This window comes from Micromonospora sp. WMMD736, assembly GCF_049179015.1.
GTDB lineage: Bacteria > Actinomycetota > Actinomycetes > Mycobacteriales > Micromonosporaceae > Micromonospora.
Map to the genome: position 1 here is coordinate 3952194 of NZ_JBMHMI010000001.1, position 21385 is coordinate 3973578.

Annotated in this window: 20 protein-coding genes; 8 read left to right on the plus strand and 12 right to left on the minus strand. The window is 73.0% G+C overall.

What is annotated here, in order from left to right; genetic code table 11:
- Nucleotides 1-15 precede the first annotated feature (15 nt).
- The 3 genes from ACN269_RS17590 (at nt 16) to ACN269_RS17600 (ending at nt 3787) form a co-directional block, all read left to right on the plus strand.
- Nucleotides 16-525 carry a hypothetical protein gene (locus ACN269_RS17590; protein WP_421473453.1) on the plus strand — a complete coding sequence of 170 codons (510 nt, stop codon included), beginning with the start codon at nt 16-18 and terminating at the stop codon, nt 523-525.
- Nucleotides 526-561: 36 nt separating this feature from the next.
- Entirely contained in the window at nt 562-2760 is a 2199-nt protein-coding gene (locus tag ACN269_RS17595) for an AAA family ATPase (protein WP_421473454.1), read from the plus strand.
- Nucleotides 2761-2845: 85 nt separating this feature from the next.
- Entirely contained in the window at nt 2846-3787 is a 942-nt protein-coding gene (locus ACN269_RS17600; protein ID WP_421473455.1) for a superoxide dismutase, read from the plus strand.
- A 42-nt stretch (nt 3788-3829) separates the two neighbouring features.
- On the opposite strand, the gene ACN269_RS17605 is transcribed toward ACN269_RS17600, so the two are convergent.
- From ACN269_RS17605 to ACN269_RS17630, 6 genes are all read right to left on the minus strand, one after another.
- Nucleotides 3830-4339 carry a GNAT family N-acetyltransferase gene (locus ACN269_RS17605; RefSeq protein ID WP_421473456.1) on the minus strand — a complete coding sequence of 170 codons (510 nt, stop codon included), beginning with the start codon at nt 4337-4339 and terminating at the stop codon, nt 3830-3832.
- 126 nt (nt 4340-4465) lie between these two features.
- A complete protein-coding gene (locus ACN269_RS17610) occupies nt 4466-5335 on the minus strand; it encodes a hypothetical protein (RefSeq protein ID WP_421473457.1) in 870 nt (289 codons plus the stop codon).
- Between the two features lie 126 nt (nt 5336-5461).
- The gene (locus ACN269_RS17615; protein WP_421473458.1) at nt 5462-5872 is read right to left on the minus strand and encodes a DUF3263 domain-containing protein; all 411 of its coding nucleotides are present in this window, start codon (nt 5870-5872) and stop codon (nt 5462-5464) included.
- A gap of 112 nt (nt 5873-5984) precedes the next feature.
- Entirely contained in the window at nt 5985-7001 is a 1017-nt protein-coding gene (locus tag ACN269_RS17620; RefSeq protein WP_421473459.1) for an ABC transporter permease subunit, read from the minus strand.
- A complete protein-coding gene (locus ACN269_RS17625; protein WP_421473460.1) occupies nt 6998-8008 on the minus strand; it encodes an ATP-binding cassette domain-containing protein in 1011 nt (336 codons plus the stop codon). Before ACN269_RS17625 ends, ACN269_RS17620 begins: the two co-directional genes overlap by 4 nt.
- 120 nt (nt 8009-8128) lie before the next feature.
- The gene (locus ACN269_RS17630) at nt 8129-8914 is read right to left on the minus strand and encodes a DeoR/GlpR family DNA-binding transcription regulator (protein ID WP_053654382.1); all 786 of its coding nucleotides are present in this window, start codon (nt 8912-8914) and stop codon (nt 8129-8131) included.
- Between the two features lie 202 nt (nt 8915-9116).
- Between ACN269_RS17630 and ACN269_RS17635 the strand changes: the two genes are divergently transcribed.
- The 3 genes from ACN269_RS17635 to nagA are packed head-to-tail and all read left to right on the plus strand — an operon-like array spanning nt 9117 to nt 12106.
- Nucleotides 9117-10046: an SIS domain-containing protein gene (locus ACN269_RS17635; RefSeq protein ID WP_421473461.1), complete on the plus strand. Its 930-nt coding sequence runs from the start codon at nt 9117-9119 to the stop codon at nt 10044-10046.
- On the plus strand, nt 10043-10981 hold the full coding sequence (locus tag ACN269_RS17640) for an ROK family protein (protein ID WP_421473462.1): 939 nt from the start codon (nt 10043-10045) through the stop codon (nt 10979-10981). Before ACN269_RS17635 ends, ACN269_RS17640 begins: the two co-directional genes overlap by 4 nt.
- A 15-nt stretch (nt 10982-10996) precedes the next feature.
- Entirely contained in the window at nt 10997-12106 is a 1110-nt protein-coding gene (nagA, locus tag ACN269_RS17645) for an N-acetylglucosamine-6-phosphate deacetylase (protein ID WP_421473463.1), read from the plus strand.
- Between the two features lie 392 nt (nt 12107-12498).
- Here the strand turns inward: nagA and ACN269_RS17650 are convergent, their stop codons facing one another.
- Nucleotides 12499-13710, minus strand: a complete 1212-nt coding sequence (locus ACN269_RS17650; protein ID WP_421473464.1) for a DUF4032 domain-containing protein — start codon at nt 13708-13710, stop codon at nt 12499-12501.
- Nucleotides 13711-13812: 102 nt separating this feature from the next.
- Here ACN269_RS17650 and ACN269_RS17655 point away from each other — a divergent pair, with 102 nt between their 5' ends.
- Nucleotides 13813-14559: a phosphatase PAP2 family protein gene (locus tag ACN269_RS17655; RefSeq protein ID WP_421473465.1), complete on the plus strand. Its 747-nt coding sequence runs from the start codon at nt 13813-13815 to the stop codon at nt 14557-14559.
- A 10-nt stretch (nt 14560-14569) separates the two neighbouring features.
- Nucleotides 14570-15835 carry an APC family permease gene (locus ACN269_RS17660; protein ID WP_421473466.1) on the plus strand — a complete coding sequence of 422 codons (1266 nt, stop codon included), beginning with the start codon at nt 14570-14572 and terminating at the stop codon, nt 15833-15835.
- Here ACN269_RS17660 and ACN269_RS17665 read toward each other — a convergent pair.
- The 5 genes from ACN269_RS17665 to ACN269_RS17685 all read right to left on the minus strand — a co-directional run bounded on the left by ACN269_RS17665 (nt 15814) and on the right by ACN269_RS17685 (nt 21343).
- The gene (locus ACN269_RS17665; RefSeq protein WP_421473467.1) at nt 15814-16599 is read right to left on the minus strand and encodes an ABC transporter permease; all 786 of its coding nucleotides are present in this window, start codon (nt 16597-16599) and stop codon (nt 15814-15816) included. The genes ACN269_RS17660 and ACN269_RS17665 overlap by 22 nt on opposite strands.
- Entirely contained in the window at nt 16596-17585 is a 990-nt protein-coding gene (locus ACN269_RS17670) for an ATP-binding cassette domain-containing protein (protein ID WP_421473468.1), read from the minus strand. The genes ACN269_RS17665 and ACN269_RS17670 overlap by 4 nt, the downstream gene beginning before the upstream one ends.
- 30 nt (nt 17586-17615) lie before the next feature.
- Complete coding sequence (locus tag ACN269_RS17675; RefSeq protein WP_421473469.1) at nt 17616-20465, minus strand: BTAD domain-containing putative transcriptional regulator; 2850 nt, start codon at nt 20463-20465, stop codon at nt 17616-17618.
- 69 nt (nt 20466-20534) lie between these two features.
- Nucleotides 20535-21008: a GNAT family N-acetyltransferase gene (locus ACN269_RS17680; RefSeq protein ID WP_421473470.1), complete on the minus strand. Its 474-nt coding sequence runs from the start codon at nt 21006-21008 to the stop codon at nt 20535-20537.
- Between the two features lie 44 nt (nt 21009-21052).
- On the minus strand, nt 21053-21343 hold the full coding sequence (locus tag ACN269_RS17685; protein ID WP_421473471.1) for a DUF1778 domain-containing protein: 291 nt from the start codon (nt 21341-21343) through the stop codon (nt 21053-21055).
- Between the last annotated feature and the right edge of the window lie 42 nt (nt 21344-21385).

The window sequence follows — 21385 nt, forward strand, 5'->3', positions numbered from 1 at the left end:
GGAAGGGGTGATCTGGTGAGGGGCGACCTGGACGAGACGCTGGCCCGGCTGGCCCGGCGCGAGGAGGCGCGGCGTCGGCGGGCCGACGACCGTGCCGACACCACGCCACCGCCGGGACCGACCGCCGCGCCGGGCGGCACCACGCCGGCCCGCAACGCCGGGCCGGCCCGGCACGCCGAACGGGACGACCCTGCCGACACCGCCGGGTGGGGGCCGGTCGAGGAGGTGACCGAGGCGGTACGCCAGGTCGTCGGCGCGTACCCCGGGCTGGCGGTGACCGTCCGGGTGGAGCACGCCGGTCGGACGTACCCGCTGCGGGTCTCCTGGGACGGCCCGGACGTGACGGTCGGCCCGGAGCCGGCGACGACCCCGGTGGAACCCCCGCCGTCCTGGCCGCTCTCCGGGCGGACGGTGCCGGCATGGGCGCCCGGACCGGACGGGCTGACGCCGGACCCGGCGGCCCGCCTGGCGGAGTTGATCCGACGCGACCCGTCGCTGCTGGACGAGTTGGATCCGCGGCGCTGAACGGCGGGACCGGCTGACGGGTACTACGGTCGGGCGGTGGCCCCACCCGACCTGACCCTGACGGCGAGCCTGCGACCGGCCGCGCTGGACGCCCGGCGGGGCATCGTGCGGCTGCACCCGGAGGCGCTGACCGCGCTGGGCCTGCGCCCGGGCGACCCCGTACGGCTGGCGGGCCGCCGGGAGACCGCCGGGATCGTGGCGGCGGCCGGGGCCGGCGCGAGCAGCGCCCTGCTCTACGCCGACGATCTCACCCTCGGCAACCTGGGCGTGCGGGACGGCGCGTCCGTGCGCGTCTCGCCGCTGCCGCTGACCCCGGCGGCCCGGGTCACCCTGACCGGGCCGGTGGAGGTGATCGCGGCGGTCAGCCCGGAGATGCTCCGGCTCGCCCTGCTCGGCAAGGTGGTCACCGTCGGCGACGACGTGTCGCTGCTGCCGCAGGACGTCCTGCCGGACGCGTCGACACGCGGACTCGTCGAGGCGGCCCGGCGCAGCCTCGCCACCAGCGTCGGCTTCGCCTGGACGAGCACCCTGCTCACCGTGGTCGCCGTCGAGGAGTCCCCCGGGTCGCTGGTCACCATGGACACGGTGGTCGCCTGGCAGCACGGGCCGGCCACCCACGGCGCACCGCCAACGGCCGGGCGGCCCGGGACGGTCGACGCCGTCGCCGAGACGGACGCGCCCGACGTGGACGAGCTGCCGGGGCTGCGCGCCCAGGCCGAGGAGTTGACCGAACTCCTCGACCTCGGCTTCCACCACCGGGAGGTGCTGGGCCGCCTCGGCACCACCATCTCGCTGGGCGTGCTGCTCTCCGGGCCGGCCGGCTCCGGGAAGTCGGCGCTGGTCCGGGCGGTCGCGGCCCGGGTGGGTGCCCGCGTACACCCGCTGTGGGCGCCCGAGGTGGTCGCGCTGGCCGACCAGGCCGCCGCCGACCGGCTGCGCGCCGCCGCGACGGCGGCCCGGGCCGGCGGGCCGGCGGTGCTGCTGGTCACCGACGTGGAGGCACTGGCCCCGGCGGACGAGCCCGGCCCGCTGGCCACGGTGTTCCGGCAGGTGCTCGCGGAGGTCGTCCGGGCGGGGGTCGCCGTGGTCTGCACCAGCAGCCGGCCGGAGGCCGTCGACGTGGCGCTGCGCGCGCCGGACCTGCTGTCGCTGCGGATCAGCGTGCCGCTGCCCGATGCGGCGCTGCGCCGCGAACAGCTCACCGTGCTGACCCGGCAGGTTCCGCTCGCCGACGACGTGCGGCTGGACGAGGTGGCCGGACGTACCCCCGGGTTCGTCGCGGCGGACCTGGCGGCGCTGGTCCGGGAGGCCGGGGTACGCGCGGCGCTGCGGCAGAAGTCCGCGTCGACGCCCACGGTGTCGATGGCCGACTTCACCGCCGCCCTGGAGGTGGTCCGGCCGACGACGATGGCCGCTTCGACGCTGGAGTTGGCGTCGGTGACGCTCGACGACGTCGGTGGCCTGGACGAGGTCAAGCAGACGTTGACCGAGTCGGTGCTCTGGCCGTTGACCTACCCGGACACCTTCGCCCGCCTGGGCGTACAGCCACCGCGCGGCGTGCTGCTCTACGGACCGCCCGGCTGCGGCAAGACGTACCTGGTCACCGCGCTCGCGGGCTCGGGCCGGGCGAACGTGCTCTCGGTGAAGGGCGCGGAACTGCTCTCGAAGTGGGTGGGCGAGAGCGAACGCGCCGTCCGCGAGCTGTTCCGCCGGGCCCGGGAGGCCGCACCGACACTGATCTTCCTGGACGAGGTCGACGCGTTGGCTCCGGTACGCGGGCAGGCCACCGACGGCGGCACCACGGATCGGGTGGTCGCCGCCCTGCTCACCGAGCTGGACGGGGTGGAGGCGCTGCGCAACGTGGTGGTCGTCGGTGCCACGAACCGGCCGGACCTGGTCGACCCGGCGCTGCTGCGGCCCGGTCGGCTGGGGCGGCTGGTCTACGTGCCGCCACCGGACGGTCCGGCGCGCGCGGAGATCCTGCGGGCCGCGTCCCGGAACGTGCCGCTGGCGTCCGACGTGGACCTGGCCGCCCTCGGCGCGGAACTGACCGGCTTCTCGGCCGCGGACTGCGCCGCGGTGATCCGGGAGGCGGCGCTCGCCGCGATGCGGGAGTCCCTGGCCGCGGCAACCGTCACCGCCGCGCACGTCGCCACCGCCCGCGAGCGTGTCCGCCCGTCGCTGGACCCGGCCCAGGTCGCCTGGCTGGCCGGGTACGCCGCCGAGCGGGACTGAGCGCCGGGTCCAACCTTTTGCCGTATGCGCTGCGTTACCAGGGCGACACATTGCTTCAGTGGAGTGATCCACTCGACGACAGGCGGTGACCCTCTTGCGCAGGCTGCTCTCTCTTCTCGCCGTCCCGCTGGTCGCGGCGGCCACACTCGCCACGGTCGGCTCGCCCACGTACGCCCACCCGGGCAGGTCGTTCCCGTCCCGGATCGCCCTACCCGACGGGTACGCCCCCGAAGGACTGACGATCGGCCGGGGCACCACCGTCTACGTCGGGTCGGTCGGCAACGGGGCCGTCTGGCGGGGCGATCTCCGCACCGGACGCGGCTCGGTGTTCATCGCGGGCGCTCCGGGGCAGCAGAAGGCCGGTCTCAAGCTCGACCCGCAGGGTCGGCTGTGGACCGCCGACTTCTCCGCCGGCACGGCGAGCGTCTACGACGGTGCGACCGGCGGACAACTGGCCCGCTACCGGTTCACCGACGAGCCGGGCAGCATCGTCAACGACCTCGTGGTCACCCGGCACGCCGTCTACCTCACCGACTCGGCCCGCCCGGTGCTGTACGTCGTACCGCTGCTTCCGGGTGGTCGGCTGCCCGCTGCCACCGCTGCCCGGGTGCTGCCGCTCACCGGCCCGGCCGCCACGCCCGACGCGTTCAACAACGGGATCGTGGCGCTGCCCGACGGGGACCTGCTGGTCGCCCAGATGTTGACCGGCCGGCTGGTACGCGTCGACCCGCGCACCGGCGCCAGCCGGGTCGTCGATCTCGGCGGCTACTCGGTGGACCGGGCCGACGGGCTGGTGCTGCGCGGTCGCACCCTCTACGTGATCCGGAACCTGAGCAACGTCGTCGCGGTCGTCGAGCTGAACGCCGACCGGACCGCCGGAGTGGTCCGGCGGGAGATCACCGGCCCCACGCTGCGGTCGCCGGCCACCGGGGACCTGCTCGGTTCGGCGCTCTACGTGGTGAACGGCCGGTTCGACGTCGAGCCCGGCCCGACCGTCGACTACGACGTCGTACGACTTCCGGCCTGATCGGACGGTCGGCGGCGGCACCGGGGGGGTCGCCGCCGACCGTCAGAGCGCCGGCGGCGTCGAATCCAGGCTGATTTCGGCGTGCACCTTGCCGTTGTCCTCGCGCAGTTTCGCACCGCATTTCTCGAGGATGGCGAGCGCGCCGGCATTGTCGGGCGTGGTATCCGCGACGACGGCACGCATTCCGGCGCGGGCGGCGACGTTGAGCAGCTCACGCAGGGCGGCCGCGCCGATGCCCTGGCCCCGCGCCGAGAGACCGAGCCACATGCCGGTCTCGACCGTGCCCGGCTCGTCACAGCGGGTCATCCGGATCATGCCCACCACCTCGCCGCCGACGAGGATCGCGTACATCTGGGAGCCGGTCGGGCCGTCCAGGCCGGCGAAGCTGGCCCGGTGGAACTCGCGGAACGCCTCCCGGCGGGCGAGCGACCAGCCGGCGGGGGCCTCCACCGGAGGCATCACCTCACCCGGCTCGGCCTCGGCAGCCGCTACGGAGAGCAACGGCTCCAGATTCCGCTCGTCCACCGGCTCCAGCCGGACCGCACTCGCCACGTGCCGCAGTCTGCCGGCCCCATCGGCCGAAGTCCACCCCATTGAGCAGCGGATGGCGGTCCGGCCACGGGTACCGGCCGGTCGGGCGGTTCGCGTGTTTCTCCTCACGCTCCGTCGTCATTTGGCCTATGGGTCGAACTCGCAGAACACCACCGAGGCGTCATCGGTCGACTTGTGCCGACGGAGCCGGTCGGGATGATCCCGCTCGGCGTCCCGCACCCGGCCGAGCAGCGCGCCGGGACCTTCGGCGCTCAGCAGGTCCAGCAGTCCGGCCCAGTCGGTCAACCCGAACTGCTCGACCGCGCTGGACGCGCCGTCACTGAGCAGCGCCGCCCGGCGCAGGGCCGCCGGACCGCGCCGGGACGCCGTCCCGGTCACCGCGTGAAAGGCCGCGTCCGGGTCGGCCGCCGCGACCCAGTACCCGTGCGTACGGTTCATCCGCTCCCGCTGGACGCCCACCGCGTGCCGGAAGCGCGCCACCGGGTCCGACGTGCCCGTCGGCACGGTGGCGAGGGTCTGCCGCAGCTCGGCCATCGCCGTGTCCAGCCGGTCGTCGGTCACCACACTGACCTGGCCGTCCACATCGAGCACCAGCGGGCTGTCGCAGAGCACCAGGTAGTCGACCTGGTCGCCGCAGTCGCGCAACAGGCAGACGGTGCTGGACGGGGTACCGGGGTGGTCGAGGTCGCACTGCCCGCCGTGGTCCGCGCGGACGGCGAGGATGGCCGCGGCCAGGTTGCTGGTCAGGCGGGCCGCCGGGCGGGCCGCCTCCGCCACCGCGAGCCGGGCGGCGAGGTGGCGGACGTACCACTCCGGGCCGTGGACGCAGCCCGTGTCGAAGCCGTCCGGCACGGTGGCGCCGTCCAGCACACCGACCAGCGGACCGAACTGGAAGACCACGTCCTCGTTGACCGGGCGGCCCGGGGCCGGCGCGGACGCGGAACACACCCGCATCATCGGCACGGCCCACTCGGGTCGGCACCCCTCATCGCCCACTCCCTCGGTCGTCCGACGGCAGCCCCGCTTACCCGTCGATCCTGGCCACATTCCTGCGCCGCCCGGTATCGCGGCAACCCGGGCTCGTCGGGCGGCCACCGGCGGCAGCGTGCCAGCGGCCGGGGGTCAGCGGCGGCGGTTGCGGGCCCGCGACGAGCGCAGCCGGCGGAGCCGGCCGATCAGCACGGGGTCGGCGGCGAGCGCCGCAGGATTGTCGAGCAGGCCGTTGAGCAGCTGGTAGTACCGGGTCGAGGAGACGCCGAAGGTGTCCCGTACGGCCTGCTCCTTGGCGCCGGCGTGCCGCCACCACTGCTGCTCGAAGGCGAGAATCGCCTGTTCGCGTGCGGTCAGGCCCGCCGCCGGGGTGGGGGGAGCGTCGGCCGGCACCGCCGCGTCGTCCAGCTCGCCGTCGTCGGTGCTCTCGACCGGCGGCGCGGGTCGCGGGGTCGGCACAGTGGGCGTGCCACCGGCGGCCGCCTCGGCCGGACGAGCGTCGGTGGACGGCTCGGGGGCGGCCGGGGTGGCGTCGGCGGGCATGGCGTTCAGCCTAGTCAGGGCGGGCCATGGTCGCAGCAGCCGACGCGGCCGGCCCCGCCCGTCGGGACAGCCGACGGTGGGAGCCGGCCGCGTCGGGCCGTCGACGTGTCGGTCAGGAGATGTCGCGGCGACGCATCGCCCAGATCGCCGCGCCGAGGATCACCACGAGCCCGACCGAGAAGATGACGGAGGACTGCTGCCAGGTGATGTCCATCGTCTCCGGTTTGCACTCGCCGTAGTAGGTCGCGTTGCAGGACTGCCAGTTCTCCAACTTGACCGTCTTCGTCATCCAGGCCAGCGCGTAGGTGGGCAGCAGCCAGGCCTCGGCGAACTTGACGTTCGCCATCGACAGCAGGATGCCGAGGCCGAACTGGCCGACCACCATGAGCGCCACCACACCACCGAGGGCCATCGCGGTGTGCCGACCCAGCGAGGCCAGCGCGAAGCCGATGGTGGTGATGACCACCACCAGCGCCACGCCGCGCAGCCCGGTCAGGGCGAACGACTGCCACGCCCCCGAGGTCATCTTCTCGGTGCTGCCCCGGAAGCTGGCGACGGCCCAGAAGCCGGCGAACCAGAGCACCGCGGCGGGCAGCGTCACCGCCAGGATGCCGGTGAGCAGCGCGGCCAGCTTGGTGAGCAGTACGGTGAGCCGCTTCGGCCGCCAGAGCAGCAGGTTCATCATCCCGCCGGTGCTCCACTCGGCCCCGACGAAGGACGCGCCGATCACGAACCCGACCAGGGCGAGGATCGCCGCGAACGGGACCAGTGTCTCGTCGAACGTCTTGCGGAAGTTGAACGTCGAGGGCAGGAACCACTCCGCCTCGATCTGCTCGCGCGCCGGAGGCGTGATCACGGAGCAGTCGTCCGGGTAGCGGCCGTCGTTCGACGCGCCGGTCCGCTTGGCCTCCTCGCAGTTGACCCGCTCCTGCTCGCTCCAGCGGACCTGCTCCTGGTACTGCTGGTCGGCCTGCCGCTCGGCCTTGGCGAGCTGGCTGGCGTCGATCTTCTGGTTGGTGAAGAAGACACCGACGACCACAGCGGCCAGCACCAGCACGCCGAGCAGCGTCATGTAGCGGGTGAAGCGCCGCTTGGCCAGCCGGCGCAGCTCCGTCCGATAGAGGCTCACGCGCCCCACCCTCCCGCGGCGGTGCCGGGCTGACCCGTCCCACCGACCTTCGTGGACTCGTCGACCTGCCGGTGCTGGCCGGGGACCGGTGCGGTGGCGGTCAGTTCGAGGAAGACACTCTCCAGGTCGACCGCGATCGGGGCCAACTCGCTGACGTACAGGTTCTGCTCGGCGAGCAGCCGGGTCACCGACGCCGGCTTGTCGACACCGGCCAGCATGAGGTGGTCGGGGTGCCCGGTGACCCGGATGCCGGCCCGGGTGAGGGCCTCGGTGGCCGCCGGCAGGTCGCTGACTGCCTCCAGGCGTACCCGGACCGCGCCGGACGAGTGCTGCGCGAGCACCTCGTCGACCGGGCCGAAGGCGACCCGTCGACCGAGCGAGATGATGGTGACGGAGTCGCAGATGAGCTGGATCTCGCCGAGGATGTGGCTGGACAGCACCACGGTCATCCCGGATTCGGCGAGCGTGCGCATCAGCGTGCGCATCTCCCGGATGCCGCCCGGGTCCAGGCCGTTGGCCGGCTCGTCGAGGATGAGCAGCTGCGGGTTCTTCAGCAGGGCGGACGCCACGGCGAGCCGCTGCTTCATGCCCAGCGAGTACGTCTTGACCCGCTCGCCGGCACGGTCGCGCAGCCCGACCAGCTCCAGCACCTCGTCGACGCGGGTGGTGGGCACCTCGCCCGCACCGGCCAGCAGGGAGAGCGTGTCCCGTGCGGTGAAGTGCGGGAAGAACTGCGGGCTCTCGACGATCGCGCCGACCTGACCGGCGACGGTGGGCAGCGCGGCGGGCACCTCGTGCCCGAGCAGCGTCATCCGTCCGCCGTCGGGCCGGATCAGGCCGAGAAGCGTACGCAGCGTGGTGGTCTTGCCGGACCCGTTGGGGCCCAGGAAGCCATGCACCTGCCCCGCGTCGACCCGCATGTCGAAGCCGTCGAGCGCGTTGCGGGTGCCGCGTCGACGACTCTTGTACGTCTTACGTAGACCTTCGATCTCCAGGACAGCTGGCAAGCTGCACCTCCCCCGATGGTGGGCGTGACAGCCGACACCATACGCGGTATGCAGCGGTGCGCAATACGCGGTATGCAATGACACGCCGATCGATGCGTTTCATCGACGGAGCGTGACGGTTCAGGCGCAGACCACCTGCACGCCGGCCGCCCGGAAGGCGTCCACCACCTCGGGCGCGGCCCCGGAGTCGGTCACCAGCGTCTCGACCCGCTCGACCGGGCAGATCCGGGCGAAGGCGTGACCGCCCAACTTGGAGGAGTCCGCGATGATCACGACCCGCTTGGCGCGGGCGACCATCAGGTTGTTCATGGCCGCCTCCCCCTCGTGGTGGGCGGCGGCACCGAGCTGCGGGTCGATGGCGTCCACGCCGAGCAGGGCGACGTCCAGGGTGACCTCCCGCAGCAACGCGCCGCCGAGCGGCCCGACCAACTCGAACGACTTCGGGCGCACCACCCCGCCGGCCACGACCACCTTCATCCGGGACCGCACGAGCAGCTCGTTGGCGATGTTCAGCGCGTTGGTCACGACGGTGAGCTGGGCACCCTCGGCACTGGTGTTGAGGTCCGGCCGAACGGCCAGCGCCCGGGCAACCTCCGTGCTCGTGGTGCCACCGTTGAGGCCGACCACGGTGCCGGGCGTGACGAGCGCCGCGGCGGCGGCGCCGATCCGCTGCTTCTCGGCCGAGTGCTTGGCCGTCTTGTAACGCAGCGGCAGGTCGTACGAGACACCGTTGGCGACCGCGCCACCGCGGGTTCTGGTGATCATCTGCTGCTGGGCGAGCTGGTCGAAGTCACGCCGGATGGTCGCCTGGGAGACGTCCAGCCGCTCGGCGGCCGCCTCGACGCTGACCCGACCGTTGTCGGTGAGCATCTCCAGCAGGGCGTTCCATCTGGCGTACCGGTCCACCTCGGGGGCCCTCCCAGTAACTGCACGGTCGGTGATTGATTGCGTGCACACTAGTGCGCGAAACTGGGCTGGCGCAAAAGGCTGGCCTGCGCGATCGGCCGGTCGGTTGCCACGACCACCCCGGTTCGCGCAGAATAACGCGCGAAATGCGGCCCTTACGAGCCGTATTGCGCAGACAGGTCGGCCCTGCGAGGAGTTACCCATGGCGTACGTGGACGCGGAGATCGCGAGCCAACCCGACTGTTGGCGGGAGGCCGCGTCGCTGTCCGACGCCGTACGCGACGACCTTCCGCGCCCCGGCGAACGGGTCGCCGTCGTCGGTTGCGGTACGTCGTGGTTCATGGCCATGGCGTACGCCGCCCGCCGCGAGCAGGCCGGCCAGGGCGAGACCGACGCGTTCCAGGCGTCCGAGTTTCCCGCCGGCCGCCACTACGACCGGCTCATCGCGATCACCCGCTCCGGTACGACGACCGAGGTACTGGAACTGCTCGCCGCGCTGCGCGGACGTACGCCCACCACCGTCATCGTCGGTGATCCGGCGGCACCCGCCGCCGAGCTGGCCACCGCCGCGGTGACGATGGCCTTCGCCGACGAGCGGTCGGTGATGCAGACCCGTTTCGCGACGACCGCGCTGGCCCTGCTCCGGACGAACCTCGGCGACCCGATGACCGCGCTCGCCGCCGACGCCGAGGTGGCGGTGCGTTCCCCGCTGCCGATCGACCCGGCCACCATCGAGCAGGCCACCTTCCTCGGTCGCGGCTGGACGGTCGGTCTCGCCCAGGAGGCCGCGCTCAAGTGCCGGGAGGCGGCCACCTTCTGGGCCGAGGCGTACCCGGCGATGGACTACCGGCACGGTCCCATCTCGGTCGCCGCGCCGGGCCGGCTGGTCTGGGCGTTCGGCGAGTTGCCCGACGGGCTGCCCGAGGACGTCGCCGCCACCGGCGCCGCCTTCGTACACAGCCGCACACACGGTTGGCGCACGGTGCTCGGGAGCTGGTCGGCCGGTCGTACCCCGGTCGACCCGATGGCCGACCTGATCCTGGCCCAGCGGTTCGCGGTCGCCCTGGCGACCAGCCGTGGCCTCGACCCGGACGCGCCCCGACACCTGTCCCGGTCAGTGGTACTGGCGTGAGCGACCGGGTGGTCGTCGCCCTGGACGTCGGCGGCACCGGCATGAAGTGCGCCCTGGTCCGGCCGGACGGCGTCGTCGTACACGCCGAACGACACCCCACCGAGGCCGCGCGCGGACCGGCCGCCGTGGTCGACACCATCCTCGGCATCGCCGAAGGGCTGGCCGCCAAGGCCCGCGCCGACGGCCTCACCCCGGTCGCCACCGGCATCGCGGTCCCGGGGGTGGTCGACGAGGCGCGCGGGGTCGCGGTCTGGTCGGCGAACGTGGGCTTCCGGGACGTACCGCTGCGGGACCTGGCGGTGCGACGGCTCGGGCTGCCCACCGCGCTCGGCCACGACGTGCGCGTCGGTGGTCTCGCCGAGGCCCGGCTCGGGGCCGGACGCGGCGCCGACCACGTGCTCTTCGTGGCGATCGGCACCGGCATCGCCGCCGCGCACGTCGTCGACGGCGTGGCCGCCGTCGGGGCGCACGGCGCGGCCGGCGAGATCGGCCACATCATGGTCAGACCCGACGGTCCGCGTTGCGGCTGCGGGCGGCCCGGCTGCCTGGAGGCGGTCGCGTCGGCGTCCGCGATCGGCCGGCGCTACGCGGAGCTGGCCGACGGCCGGCCCGACACTCCCGTGACGGCTGCGGCGGTGGCCGAACGGGCGGCGGCCGGCGAACCGCTCGCCGCCCAGGTGTGGCGGTCGGCCGTCGAGGCGCTCGCCGACGGCCTGGCCACCGGGCAGGCCCTGTTCGACGTGACGACGATCGTGCTCGGCGGCGGTCTCGCCCAGGCGGGCGACCTGCTGCTCGTCCCCCTCCGGGCGGCCCTGCACGAGCGGATGACCTTCCACCGTGAGCCGCAGCTCGTCGCGGCCGCCCTCGGCGACGAGGCCGGCTGCCTGGGGGCGGCCCTGCTCGCGCTGGACACCCTGACCGCCGACCGTGCTTGACCAACAGGAGGAACGATGACCGAACGGGTGAACGGCCGAGTGGTGACCCCGACCGGTGTCATCCGGCAGGGCTGCGTCGAGTGGGACGGTGAACGGATCACCGCGGTGGCCGAGTATCCGTCGGTCCGCGACGGGCACTGGATCCTGCCGGGCTTCGTCGACATGCACACGCACGGCGGTGGTGGACACACCTTCACCACAGGAGACGCCGACCAGGCCCGCGCGGCGGCCGCCTTCCACCTCGGACACGGCACCACCACGCTGCTGGCCAGTCTGGTCAGCGCGCCCTTCGCGGTGATGCGCTCGGCCACCGAGGCGTTCGCGCCGCTGGTGGACGAGGGTGTGCTGGCGGGGGTCCACTTCGAGGGCCCCTACCTCTCCGCCGCCCGCTGCGGCGCGCAGAACCCCGAGTACCTGCGGGACCCTTCCACGGACGAGCTGGCCGAGCTGATCGAGCTGGGCCGCGGCGCGGTCCGGATGGTCACCCTCGCCCCGGAGCGCGACGGCGCGCTGGAGGCGATCAAGCTGCTCACCGCGCAGCGCGTGGTGGCCGCCGTGGGTCACACCGACGCCACCTTCGAGCAGACCCGGGCCGCGATCGCCGCCGGGGCGAGCGTGGGTACCCACCTGTTCAACGGCATGCGTCCGGTGCACCACCGCGAACCGGGCCCGGTGGTGGCCCTGCTCGACGCGTCCACCGTGGTCTGCGAACTGGTCGCCGACGGGGTGCACCTGCACGACGGCATGCTTGCCTTCACCGCGACGACCGCCGGCCCCGACCGGGCCGCGCTGATCACCGACGCGATGGCCGCCGCCGGAATGGCCGACGGTGCGTACGAGTTGGGTGGTCAGGACGTCACGGTCACCGACGGCGTGGCCCGGCTCGCCCGCGACGGCGCGATCGCCGGCAGCACGCTGACCATGGACGCGGCACTGCGGCACGCCGTGCACGCCGGCATCCCGATGGCCGACGCCGCCCGGATGGCGGCGACCACCCCGGCCCGCGCGATCGGCCTGGGCGACCGGGTCGGCGCCCTCCAGGCGGGCCTGCGCGCCGACCTGGTCGTGCTCGACGACGACCTCAACGTGGTACGGGTGCTGCGCAGCGGTTCCTGGGTGGAGTGACGCGGGCTGCTACCGGTCGGTCGCCTGCCCCGCGGATCTCGCCTCGGGCAGGCGGCTGCCCTACCTGCCGGACAAGCCCGCCTGCCAGACAGCCTGTCGAGCTGCCCCGGATATGGGGCACACAGGCACCAGCAGCCAACTCGGCCCAGCACATCCCGCCCCGCCCCAGCACTTCCCGCCCCAGCCCGCACCATCCCGCCCCTGCCGCGCCATCCCGCCCCAGCCCGCACCATCCCGCCACAGCCGCGCCACCCCGCCCCACATCTGGGGCAGCTCGACAGGGCATTAGGAGAGACCTCGGTACCTCTCGCGGCGCAGCCAGGGCAGGAGGAAGGCGGTACCTCTCGCGGCGCAGCCACCGGGCGGGACGTCAGCCCCTGGGCACCCGCCCGTCAGCCGAGGGCGGGGACGTCGACGCCGAGGACCGCCTGCTCGTCGGGGCGGTGCACCAGCACGTCGGTCAGGTACGACTGGACCGCGTGGCGCATCCCCACGTCCCGGCCGGCCTGCTCGGAGAGCAGCCACTTGTGCTCGATGATCTGCGCGAACAGCTCCTGCGGCTCCAGCTTGCGCCGCAGGTGGGTGGGCACGGCCCGGACCACCGGCTCGAAGACCTCGGTGAGCCAGCGGTGCGCAGCCTGCTGCTCGTCGATCAGGTCGCTCTCGGCGCGGTAGGCGTCCAGGTCGTTGAGCAGCTTGCGGGCCTGGTTTTCCTCGGCGTCCAGGCCGGTCAGCCGCAGCAGCCGTCGCGTGTGGTAGCCGGCGTCGACGACCTTCGGCCGGACCAGGTAACGCCCGTCCGCGGCGCTCGACATGGCCACCTCGGCCACGTCGAACCCCAGGTCGTTGAGGCGACGGATCCGTCCCTCGATGTCGTGCCGCGCCTGTCGCTCGATCGCCTGCTCGTAGGTGATCTCGTGCCACAGCCGTTCGTACCGCTGCACGACCTCCTCGCAGACCACCTCCGGGTCGATGGACTCGTGCAGCAGGCCGGCGGCCTGGAGGTCCAGCGCCTCCCCGAAGATGTTCACCCGGGCGATCTCCAGGTCCTCACCGCGCTGACCGTTGGAGAGCGAGTTGTGCAACGCGCCGGTCTCCGCGTCCACCAGGTAGGCGGCGAACGCGCCCGCGTCCCGGCGGAACAGCGTGTTCGACAGCGAGCAGTCGCCCCAGAAGAAGCCGGTCAGGTGCATCCGCACGATCAGGGCGGCGAGCGCGTCGAGCAGCCGGCTCATCGTCTCCGGCCGCAGGGTGTGCGAGAAGAGCGCCCGGTACGGCAGCGAGAACTGGAGGTGCCGGGTGATCAGCACCGATTCCAGGGGCTCCCCGTCGTCGGTCTGCCGGTCGGCGACGACCGCCACCGCCTCGACCGAGGGGAAGTCGATCCGCTCCAGGGCCCGGAGCAGGTCGTACTCGCGCTCGGCGATCCGCTCGCGGGTCTCCTTGAAGGCGTACACGTAGTCGCCCAACCGGACGAACCGGACGATGTGTCGGGAGATGCCCTGCGGCAGAGCCACCAGATGTTGGGCAGGCCACTCTTCCAGCGGAGTCGACCAGGGCAGGTCGAGCAGCGCCGGGTCGACGAGGGCAGACGTGATCCGCACGGGGACAAGCATGACGGGTCATCCCCCGCATCCGCCGCACATCGTGGTTGGGCCCACAGCGCCGCACAGCCCGGCCGCGCGCCGGGCCGGTAGCGTGGTCGCGTGCTCAAACCCACGGGTGTACGACGTGACCTGCGGCTTCGGCCCGTCCGCCCGGCCGGCTGGTGGTTCGACGTCCTGCTGCTGGCCGCTTTCGGGGCGGTGACTCTGGCGCTGGCCAACGGGGCGCTGCTCGGGCTGGACCTCGCGGTCCGGGAGTGGGCCTACGCCCACCACCCGGCGCCGATCTACTGGACGGCGCGGGTGTTGAACTTCCTCGGGCAGGGCGGCTGGCTTCTGATGCCGGTCGCGGGGGCGCTCGGCCTGGCCGTCGCGTGGCGCTCCCGCACGGTGCGGCCACTGCTGCTGCTGGCGGCGGCGTTCGTGCTGCTCTACCTGACGGTCGGCCCACTCAAGATCGTGACCGATCGGGCAGCGCCCAGCTCGGACCTGCCGCCGGGCGAGTCCGTCCGGATCTTCAACGACCTGCCGCCCACCGAGTACGACCTCTCCTACCCGTCGGGGCACGTCGCCAACGCAATCGTCTGGTACGGGGTGATAGCCGTGCTGCTGACCGCGCTGACTGCCGGGCGACTGCACCCGAGCGTCTACCGCCTGATCCGTTTCGCACCGCCGGCGATCCTGCTGGTCACCACGACATACCTGAACTTCCACTGGCTCACCGACGGCGTCGCGGCACTGCTGGTCGGCCTGTTCCTGGACCGGCTGCTGCACCGGGTGCCCTGGGACGACCTGCCGCTACCCGGCCGGTTACGTGAGTGGGACCGGCCGTTCACGTCGTACCCCTAGGGTTTCGTCCGTGGATCAACTGGCGCGGCGCCTCGGCGTACCCGATGCGGTCCTCATCGGTCTGGGCTCGATGCTCGGCGCGGGCGTCTTCGTGGTCTTCGGTCCGGCTGCGGCGGCGGCCGGCGGCACCGGCCTGCTGCCCGCGCTGGTGCTCGCCGGTTTCATCGCCTTCTGCAACGCGACCAGTTCGGCGCGGCTGGCGGCCCGTTACCCGGAGTCCGGCGGCACCTACGTCTACGGCCGGGAACGCCTCGGGCCGTTCGCCGGGTTCGTGGCCGGTTGGGGGTTCGTCGTCGGCAAGACGGCGAGCTGCGCGGCGATGGCGCTGACCATCGGGGCGTACCTGTGGCCGGGGCAGACCCGGCTGGTCGCCGTCGCCGCGGTCCTCGCGGTGACCGCCGTCAACCTGCGCGGCATCGGTAAGACGGCCACCGCCACGAAGGCTCTGGTCGCGCTGGTGCTCGCCGTGCTGACCCTTGTCGCGGTCGTCGGCCTGCTGGGCGGGCCGGTGCACCTGGACCGGCTGACCGATGCCGGCGGCTCCGCGCGGGGTGTGCTCACGGCCGCCGGGCTGCTGTTCTTCGCCTTCGCCGGGTACGCGCGGATCGCCACGCTGGGCGAGGAGGTGCGCGACCCGGAGCGGACCATCCCCCGGGCGGTGCCGCTGGCGCTCGGGGCGGTGCTGGCGATCTACCTGGTGCTGGCCGTGATCACGCTCGGCGTGCTGGGCGCCGACCGGCTGGCCGGGTCCGCAGCGCCCCTGGTCGACGTGGTGACCGCCGCCGGGCTCCCCGGCCTGGCCTGGGTGGTCCGCGCCGGGGCGACCATCGCCGTCGTCGGCGTGCTGCTCTCCCTGGTCGCCGGGGTCGGCCGGACCACGCTCGCGATGGCCCGCCGACGCGACCTGCCCGGCGCGCTGGCCGCCGTGCACCCCGTACGCCGGGTGCCGCACCGCGCCGAGTTGGCCGTCGCCGCCGTGGTGATCGTGGTGGTGCTGTTCGGCGACGTCCGGCAGGCGATCGGCTTCTCCAGCTGCACGGTGCTGGTCTACTACGCGATCACGAACGCGGCGGCGCTCACGTTGGGCCGCGACCCGGACCGGCGGACGCCGGTCCGGGTGCTCGCCGCGCTGGGGCTGGTCGGCTGCCTGCTGCTGGCGGTCAACCTGCCGCTCGGCAGTGTCGTCGCCGGGTTCGGCGTGCTCGCCGTCGGCATCGCCTGGTACGCGCTACGGGCGGGCCACCGGTGGCCCGGTCAGCGGCTCAAGCGCCGGTAACGACGTACCGCCAGCGGGGCGAAGATCGCGATCAGGAGCACCGGCCACAGCACCGCCAACAGCAGGGCGTGCTCCGCCGGCCACGAGTCGCCACCCAGTCCCGGGTTGCCGAACAGTTCACGCGTCGCCGCGACGGTGGCCGACAACGGGTTCCACTCCGAGATCGTCCCGATGACCGGCGGCATCAGCTCGGGTGACACGAAGACGTTGGAGATGGCGCTGAGCGGAAACGCGGCCGGGAAGACGATCACGCCGACCGTGTCCGGGTTACGGACCAGCAGCGCCAGATAGATCCCGGCCCAGGTGATCGCGACGCGCAGCAGGAGCAGGAGCCCGACGGCGAGCAGGGCCTTGCCGACGCCCTGCCGCCACTGCCACCCGACGAGCAGGCCACAGACCAGCAGGGTGGACATCTCCAGCAGCGCGCGGAGCAGGTCGGCCGCACTGCGACCGGTCATCAGGGCGGACCGGGCCATCGGCATCGACCGGAACCGGTCGACGACACCTCGACTGAGGTCCAGTGCCACGCCGGTCGCGGTCGCGCCGAGGCCGTACAGCATCGTCATCACGAAGACACCGGGCAGCAGGAACTCGCGGTAGTTGCCGCCGCCGGCCACCTGCATACCGCTGCCGAACACGTACCCGAAGACCAGCACGAACATGATCGGCAGCGAGAAGTAGAGGATCAGCTCCTCCGGCGCGCGAATCACGTGGATCATGTTCCGCCTGGTCATCGTCCAACCGTCGACCACCGCTGCCGTCATGCCAGGTCCGCCTCTCGTCCCACGCCGACGGGCTCGCGAGCCTCGTCGGGCCGGTGCCCGGTCAGGTACAGGAACGCCTCGTCCAGCGTCGCGCGCCGCAGACCGATGTCCTCGACCGCGATCCCTCCTTCGTCCAACGCGCGCACCACGTCGACCAGCCCGGCGACCCGGTCGGCCACCGGGACGCTGAGTCGACGGATCTCCGGGTCGACCTCGGGTTCAGCGCCGCAGATCGACGCGACGACGCGGGCCGCCCGGGTGAGGGTGCCGGCGTCGCGGACCACCACCTCGACCCGGTCGCCGCCGGTCATCGTCTTCAGCTCGTCCGGCGAACCCTCGGCCACCACCCGCCCGGCGTCGATCACCGAGACGCGGTCGGCGAGCTGATCGGCCTCCTCCAGGTACTGCGTGGTGAGCAGCACCGTGGTCCCGTCCGCGACCAGGGTGCGAACCAGGTCCCACACCTGGTTGCGGCTGCGCGGGTCCAGGCCGGTCGTGGGTTCGTCGAGGAAGAGCACCCGCGGGGTACGGATCAGACTGGCGGCGAGGTCCAGCCGTCGGCGCATCCCGCCCGAGTACTCACCGGCGGAGCGACCCGCCGCGTCCGGTAGCCCGAACCGTTCCAGCAGCTCGTCGGCGCGTTGCCGGGCCGCGCGGCGGCCGAGCCGGAAGAGCCGGCCGAACAACTCCAGGTTCTGCCGGCCGCTCAGGGTCTCGTCGACCGCCGCGTACTGCCCGGTCAGCCCGATCCGGGCACGCACCTCGTCCGGCTGGCGCAGCACGTCGTACCCGGCCACGCTGGCCCGGCCGGTGTCGAAACGCAGCAGCGTGGCAAGGATCCGTACCGCCGTCGTCTTGCCCGCGCCGTTCGGGCCGAGCAGCCCGTACACCGTGCCGGTCGGGACGGCCAGGTCGAACGAGTCCAGCGCCCGGGTCGGGCCGTACCGCTTGCCCAGCCCTTCGGCGACCACTTCGAATGTCGTCATGCCCCCACGGTGCGGTGGTCCGCTGACGGGTCACGCACGGTCCGCTGACGGCGGCGCACCGGGCCCCGCCTTCTCCGCCTCGGTGATCTGTTGCAGCACGAACGTGATCTCCGCCCGGGTGGCTTCGCCGACGTACCAGCCGGTGAGGCCGCCGGTCGACGCCGCCTCGCAGAACCGCCGCGCCTCGACCAGATCGCCGCTCAGCCGTGCCGCCTGGGCGAGGCCTAGCCGGGCGGCGGCGACGAACTCCGGTGCGCCGCTGCGTTGCGCGAGGAGCAGGGCGGCGGCGAAGTCGTCGCGGGCCGCAGCGAGGTCACCGGCGCGCAGCCTGATCTCGCCCCGGGTCCGCAGCATGTCGGCCTGGTCGACCACCGATTCGAGTTCTTCGGCCAACGTCATGGCCTGGTCCATGGAGGTGGCCGCCGCTGCCGGATCGTCACGCCGGGCGGCGAGTTCGCCGAGCGCGCCCAGAGTGATCATGGATCCCCAGCGGTCCCCGGCCTGCCGGAAACCGTCGAGCGCGATCTCCAGGTCCGTCTCGGCCTGGTCCCACCTACCACTGAACATCTGCGCCGAGCCGCTCCCCATCGCGCCCAGCGCGTTGATCCACTCGTCCGGGCCGACGAGCCGTCGCAACTCCCGCATCAGCTCCTCGACGTGCTCGGATCCACCGGACGGCGGTCCGGCCGAGATTCCCGACAGGTACAGCAGGAAGGGTTGGCGTGGCGGCCGGTCGAGACTGGGGATGACGGACCGCTGCGTACCCAGCGAGTCGAGCGGGCCGAACCCGCCGAGCGAGGCGTTGTAGACGCAGAGCGCGTACTCCTCGCGCAGCCCCGGAGGTGCTTCGGTGCCGAGTAGTCCGAGGACGTCCGCGGCCAGCCGGGCCCCTTCCCCGCGCATGCCCCGCAGCCACCAGTAGAACGACAGGGCCGCGACCATGCCGGCCGCGTCGGCCGCGTCACCGGCCGCGGTGGCACGGCGCAGCGCGGCGTGGAGATTGTCCCGTTCGGCGTCGAGCCGTCGCAGCCAGTGCAGCTGCTCCGGGCGTCGAAGGTGGTCGCTGGCGGTCCAGGCGAACTCCAGGAAGTACGCGGTGTGCGCACGACGCAGGTCGTCGGCCTCACCCGCTTCGGCGAGACGCTCGGCGCAGAAGGCACGGACCGTCTCCAACATCCGGTACCGACCACCGGCCAGCTCCACGAAGGACTTGTCGACCAGGCTCGTCAGCGCCGCCACGAAGTCCCCGCCCGGCAGGTCGCAGACCCGCTCGGCGGCTTCCAGCGTCGTACCGCCGGCGAAGACGGTCAGTCGCCGGGCCAATTGGCGTTCGGCTTCGTCGAGCAGGTCCCAACTCCACTCCACCACGGCCCGGAGGGTGCGGTGGCGCGGCGACGCGGCCCGGCTGCCCATCGACAACAACCGGAACCGGTCGTCGAGGCGGGCGGCCACCTCGGTGACGGGCAACGCGCGCACCCGCGCGGCGGCCAGCTCGATCGCCAACGGCAGGCCGTCGAGGGTGCGGCAGATCCGCAGTACCGTGGCGAGGTTGGCCGGCGTGACGGTGAAGTCGGGTGCGACGTCCTCGGCCCGCTGGGCGAAGAGACGGACGGCGGCGTAGTCGTGGACGTCCGGCTCCGGCGTGCCGACCGGCGGCAGGGTGAGCCCGGACAGCGGGCACAAGGCCTCGCCGGCCAACCCGAGCGGCTCACGGCTCGTGGCCAGGACACGCAGCGCCGGGCACGCGCCCAGCAACCGGGCGGCCAGCCGGGCGGTGTCGGCGATGACGTGCTCGCAGTTGTCGAGGACCACCAGCAATCGACGCTCGGCGAGCGCCTCGACCAGCCGGTCGGTGGGTTGCCGACCCGGTTCGGCCGGGGCGCGCAGGCCGGCGTCGCGCAGGCCGAGCGCGGTCAACACCGCCTGCGGTACGTCGGAACCGTCGGTCAACCCGGCCAGCTCGACGAAGCGGACCTCCCCGTCCAGGCGGCCAGCTGCCTCGATCGCCAACCGGGTCTTGCCCGCTCCCCCGGGACCGATGAGGGTGACCAGCCGGCGCTCGCCGAGCAGAGCGCCGACGCGGGTGAGTTCCTCGTCCCGCCCGACGAACGTGGTGAGCTGGCTCGGCAGCGTCTTCCGGGTCGACCCGCCCTCCGCACCCCGCAGCACCGCGAGGTGGATCGCGGCCAGCTCGGCCGACGGGTCGGTGCCCAGTTGGTCGGCCAGCGTCCGCCGGGCGTCCTCGAACTCGGCCAGCGCCTCCGCCGGCCGGCCCAGTGCGGACAGGGCACGCATGAGTTGCCCCCGTGACCGCTCCCGCAGCGGATGCCCGACGACGAACTCCCGCAGCTCGGCGACCAGCGCGGCGGACGCACCCAACGCCAGGTCCGCGTCGACCCGGTCTTCGATCGCGGCCAACCGCAGCTCGTCCAGCCGGGCCGCCTGCGCGGGTGCGCCCGGCACGTCGGCCAGGGCGGGGCCACGCCACAGCTCCGACGCCTCCCGCAACACGGTCGCCGCTCGGGGCCAGTCACCACGGGCGAGCGCGCGCCGCCCGGCCTCGGCCAGTCGCTCGAACCGGTACGCGTCGACATCTTCGCGATCCACGGCGAGCCGGTAACCGGCCGGGTGGAACTCGACGAGGTTCTCCTCGGCGGGCAGCGCCTGACGTAGGCGCGACACCTGGGACTGGAGCGCGTTGGCGGCACCTCGGGGCGGGTTGTCGCCGTACAGGCCGTCGATCAGCCGGTCGGCGGGGACGACGTGTCCCGCGTCGAGCAGAAGGAGCGTCAGCAGTGCGCGCAGACGGGGGCCGCCCACGGGTATCTCGCGCCCGTCGGCCAGCAGCACCCGGGTCGACCCCAGGATGCGGAAACGCATGGCATGGATTGTCGCGCAGCACCTGTCTGCGCCTACGGCCCGATCTGCCGACTGCGCCGTTCGACAGGGTCAGCCGCTGAGCGCGCGGCGGAGATCCTTCATCAGAAGCAGCAGATGCATGGGGTCGGTGGGACTGACCTCGAACTTTGCCAACCGCTGGTAGAAGTCACGGGCGGCGTCTGTCTCGCAGTGGATGAGCACCGCGCGCACGCCGATGACCTCGCCGGCGGCGGCGATTCGCCGCAGGGCGTCGACCACCAACGCCCGACCGAGCCCGACGCCCTGGGCGCTGCGGTCGACCCCGAGCCTGGTCAGGATCACCACCGGCTGGTGATAGCGCCCGGCGCCCTGTTGCAGCCGCGGCGAGGCGTCTGCCGGGGCGACGCTACCGGCAGCCAGGGCGTAATAGCCGACCACTCGCTGATCCGGGTGCTCGTTGTCCCGCACCACGTACACCCGCGACAAACCCGCCCGGTGGGCTTGCAGGGCGTGGTCGACAAGCCACGTCGACTGCGCACGGGATCCGCAGTCGAATCCGTTCACCACGCACCCCGCCGACAGCGGCTCGACCGTCGAGAAGCGGGAACTCACCGAAACACACCGTCGTTCGGCGGGTCGAGCACCGTCGGGCCGGTCAACAGTTCGCGCAGCCCAGCGACGTCCTGCGCCGGCCCTTGCAACGCCTCGTCGAAGACCTGCCAGGCTTCCTCGTCCAGCAGGAATGCCCGCCGGTCAGCTAACACGTCGGCCGCCGCTTCGGTCGCCGCCTTCAACACGAACGTCGACACGCTGTCCCCGGCGGCTTCACTCGCCGCCTCCAACAACGCCTTCTGCTGCTCGTCTATCCGTAGATGCAGCCGCTCCGCCTTCGCACTCACCGGACGATTGTACGCACAACGTACGCCAGGCTGCGACAACTA

What these genes read in the sequence shown, in the direction of transcription:
- ACN269_RS17675 (WP_421473469.1), bottom strand. Translation starts at nt 20,465, where the DNA reads ATGCGTTTCCGCATCCTGGGGTCGACCCGGGTGCTGCTGGCCGACGGG.
- ACN269_RS17615 (WP_421473458.1), bottom strand. Translation starts at nt 5,872, where the DNA reads ATGCCCGCCGACGCCACCCCGGCCGCCCCCGAGCCGTCCACCGACGCT.
- nagA (WP_421473463.1), top strand. Translation starts at nt 10,997, where the DNA reads ATGACCGAACGGGTGAACGGCCGAGTGGTGACCCCGACCGGTGTCATC.
- ACN269_RS17670 (WP_421473468.1), bottom strand. Translation starts at nt 17,585, where the DNA reads ATGACGACATTCGAAGTGGTCGCCGAAGGGCTGGGCAAGCGGTACGGC.
- ACN269_RS17635 (WP_421473461.1), top strand. Translation starts at nt 9,117, where the DNA reads ATGGCGTACGTGGACGCGGAGATCGCGAGCCAACCCGACTGTTGGCGG.
- ACN269_RS17665 (WP_421473467.1), bottom strand. Translation starts at nt 16,599, where the DNA reads ATGACGGCAGCGGTGGTCGACGGTTGGACGATGACCAGGCGGAACATG.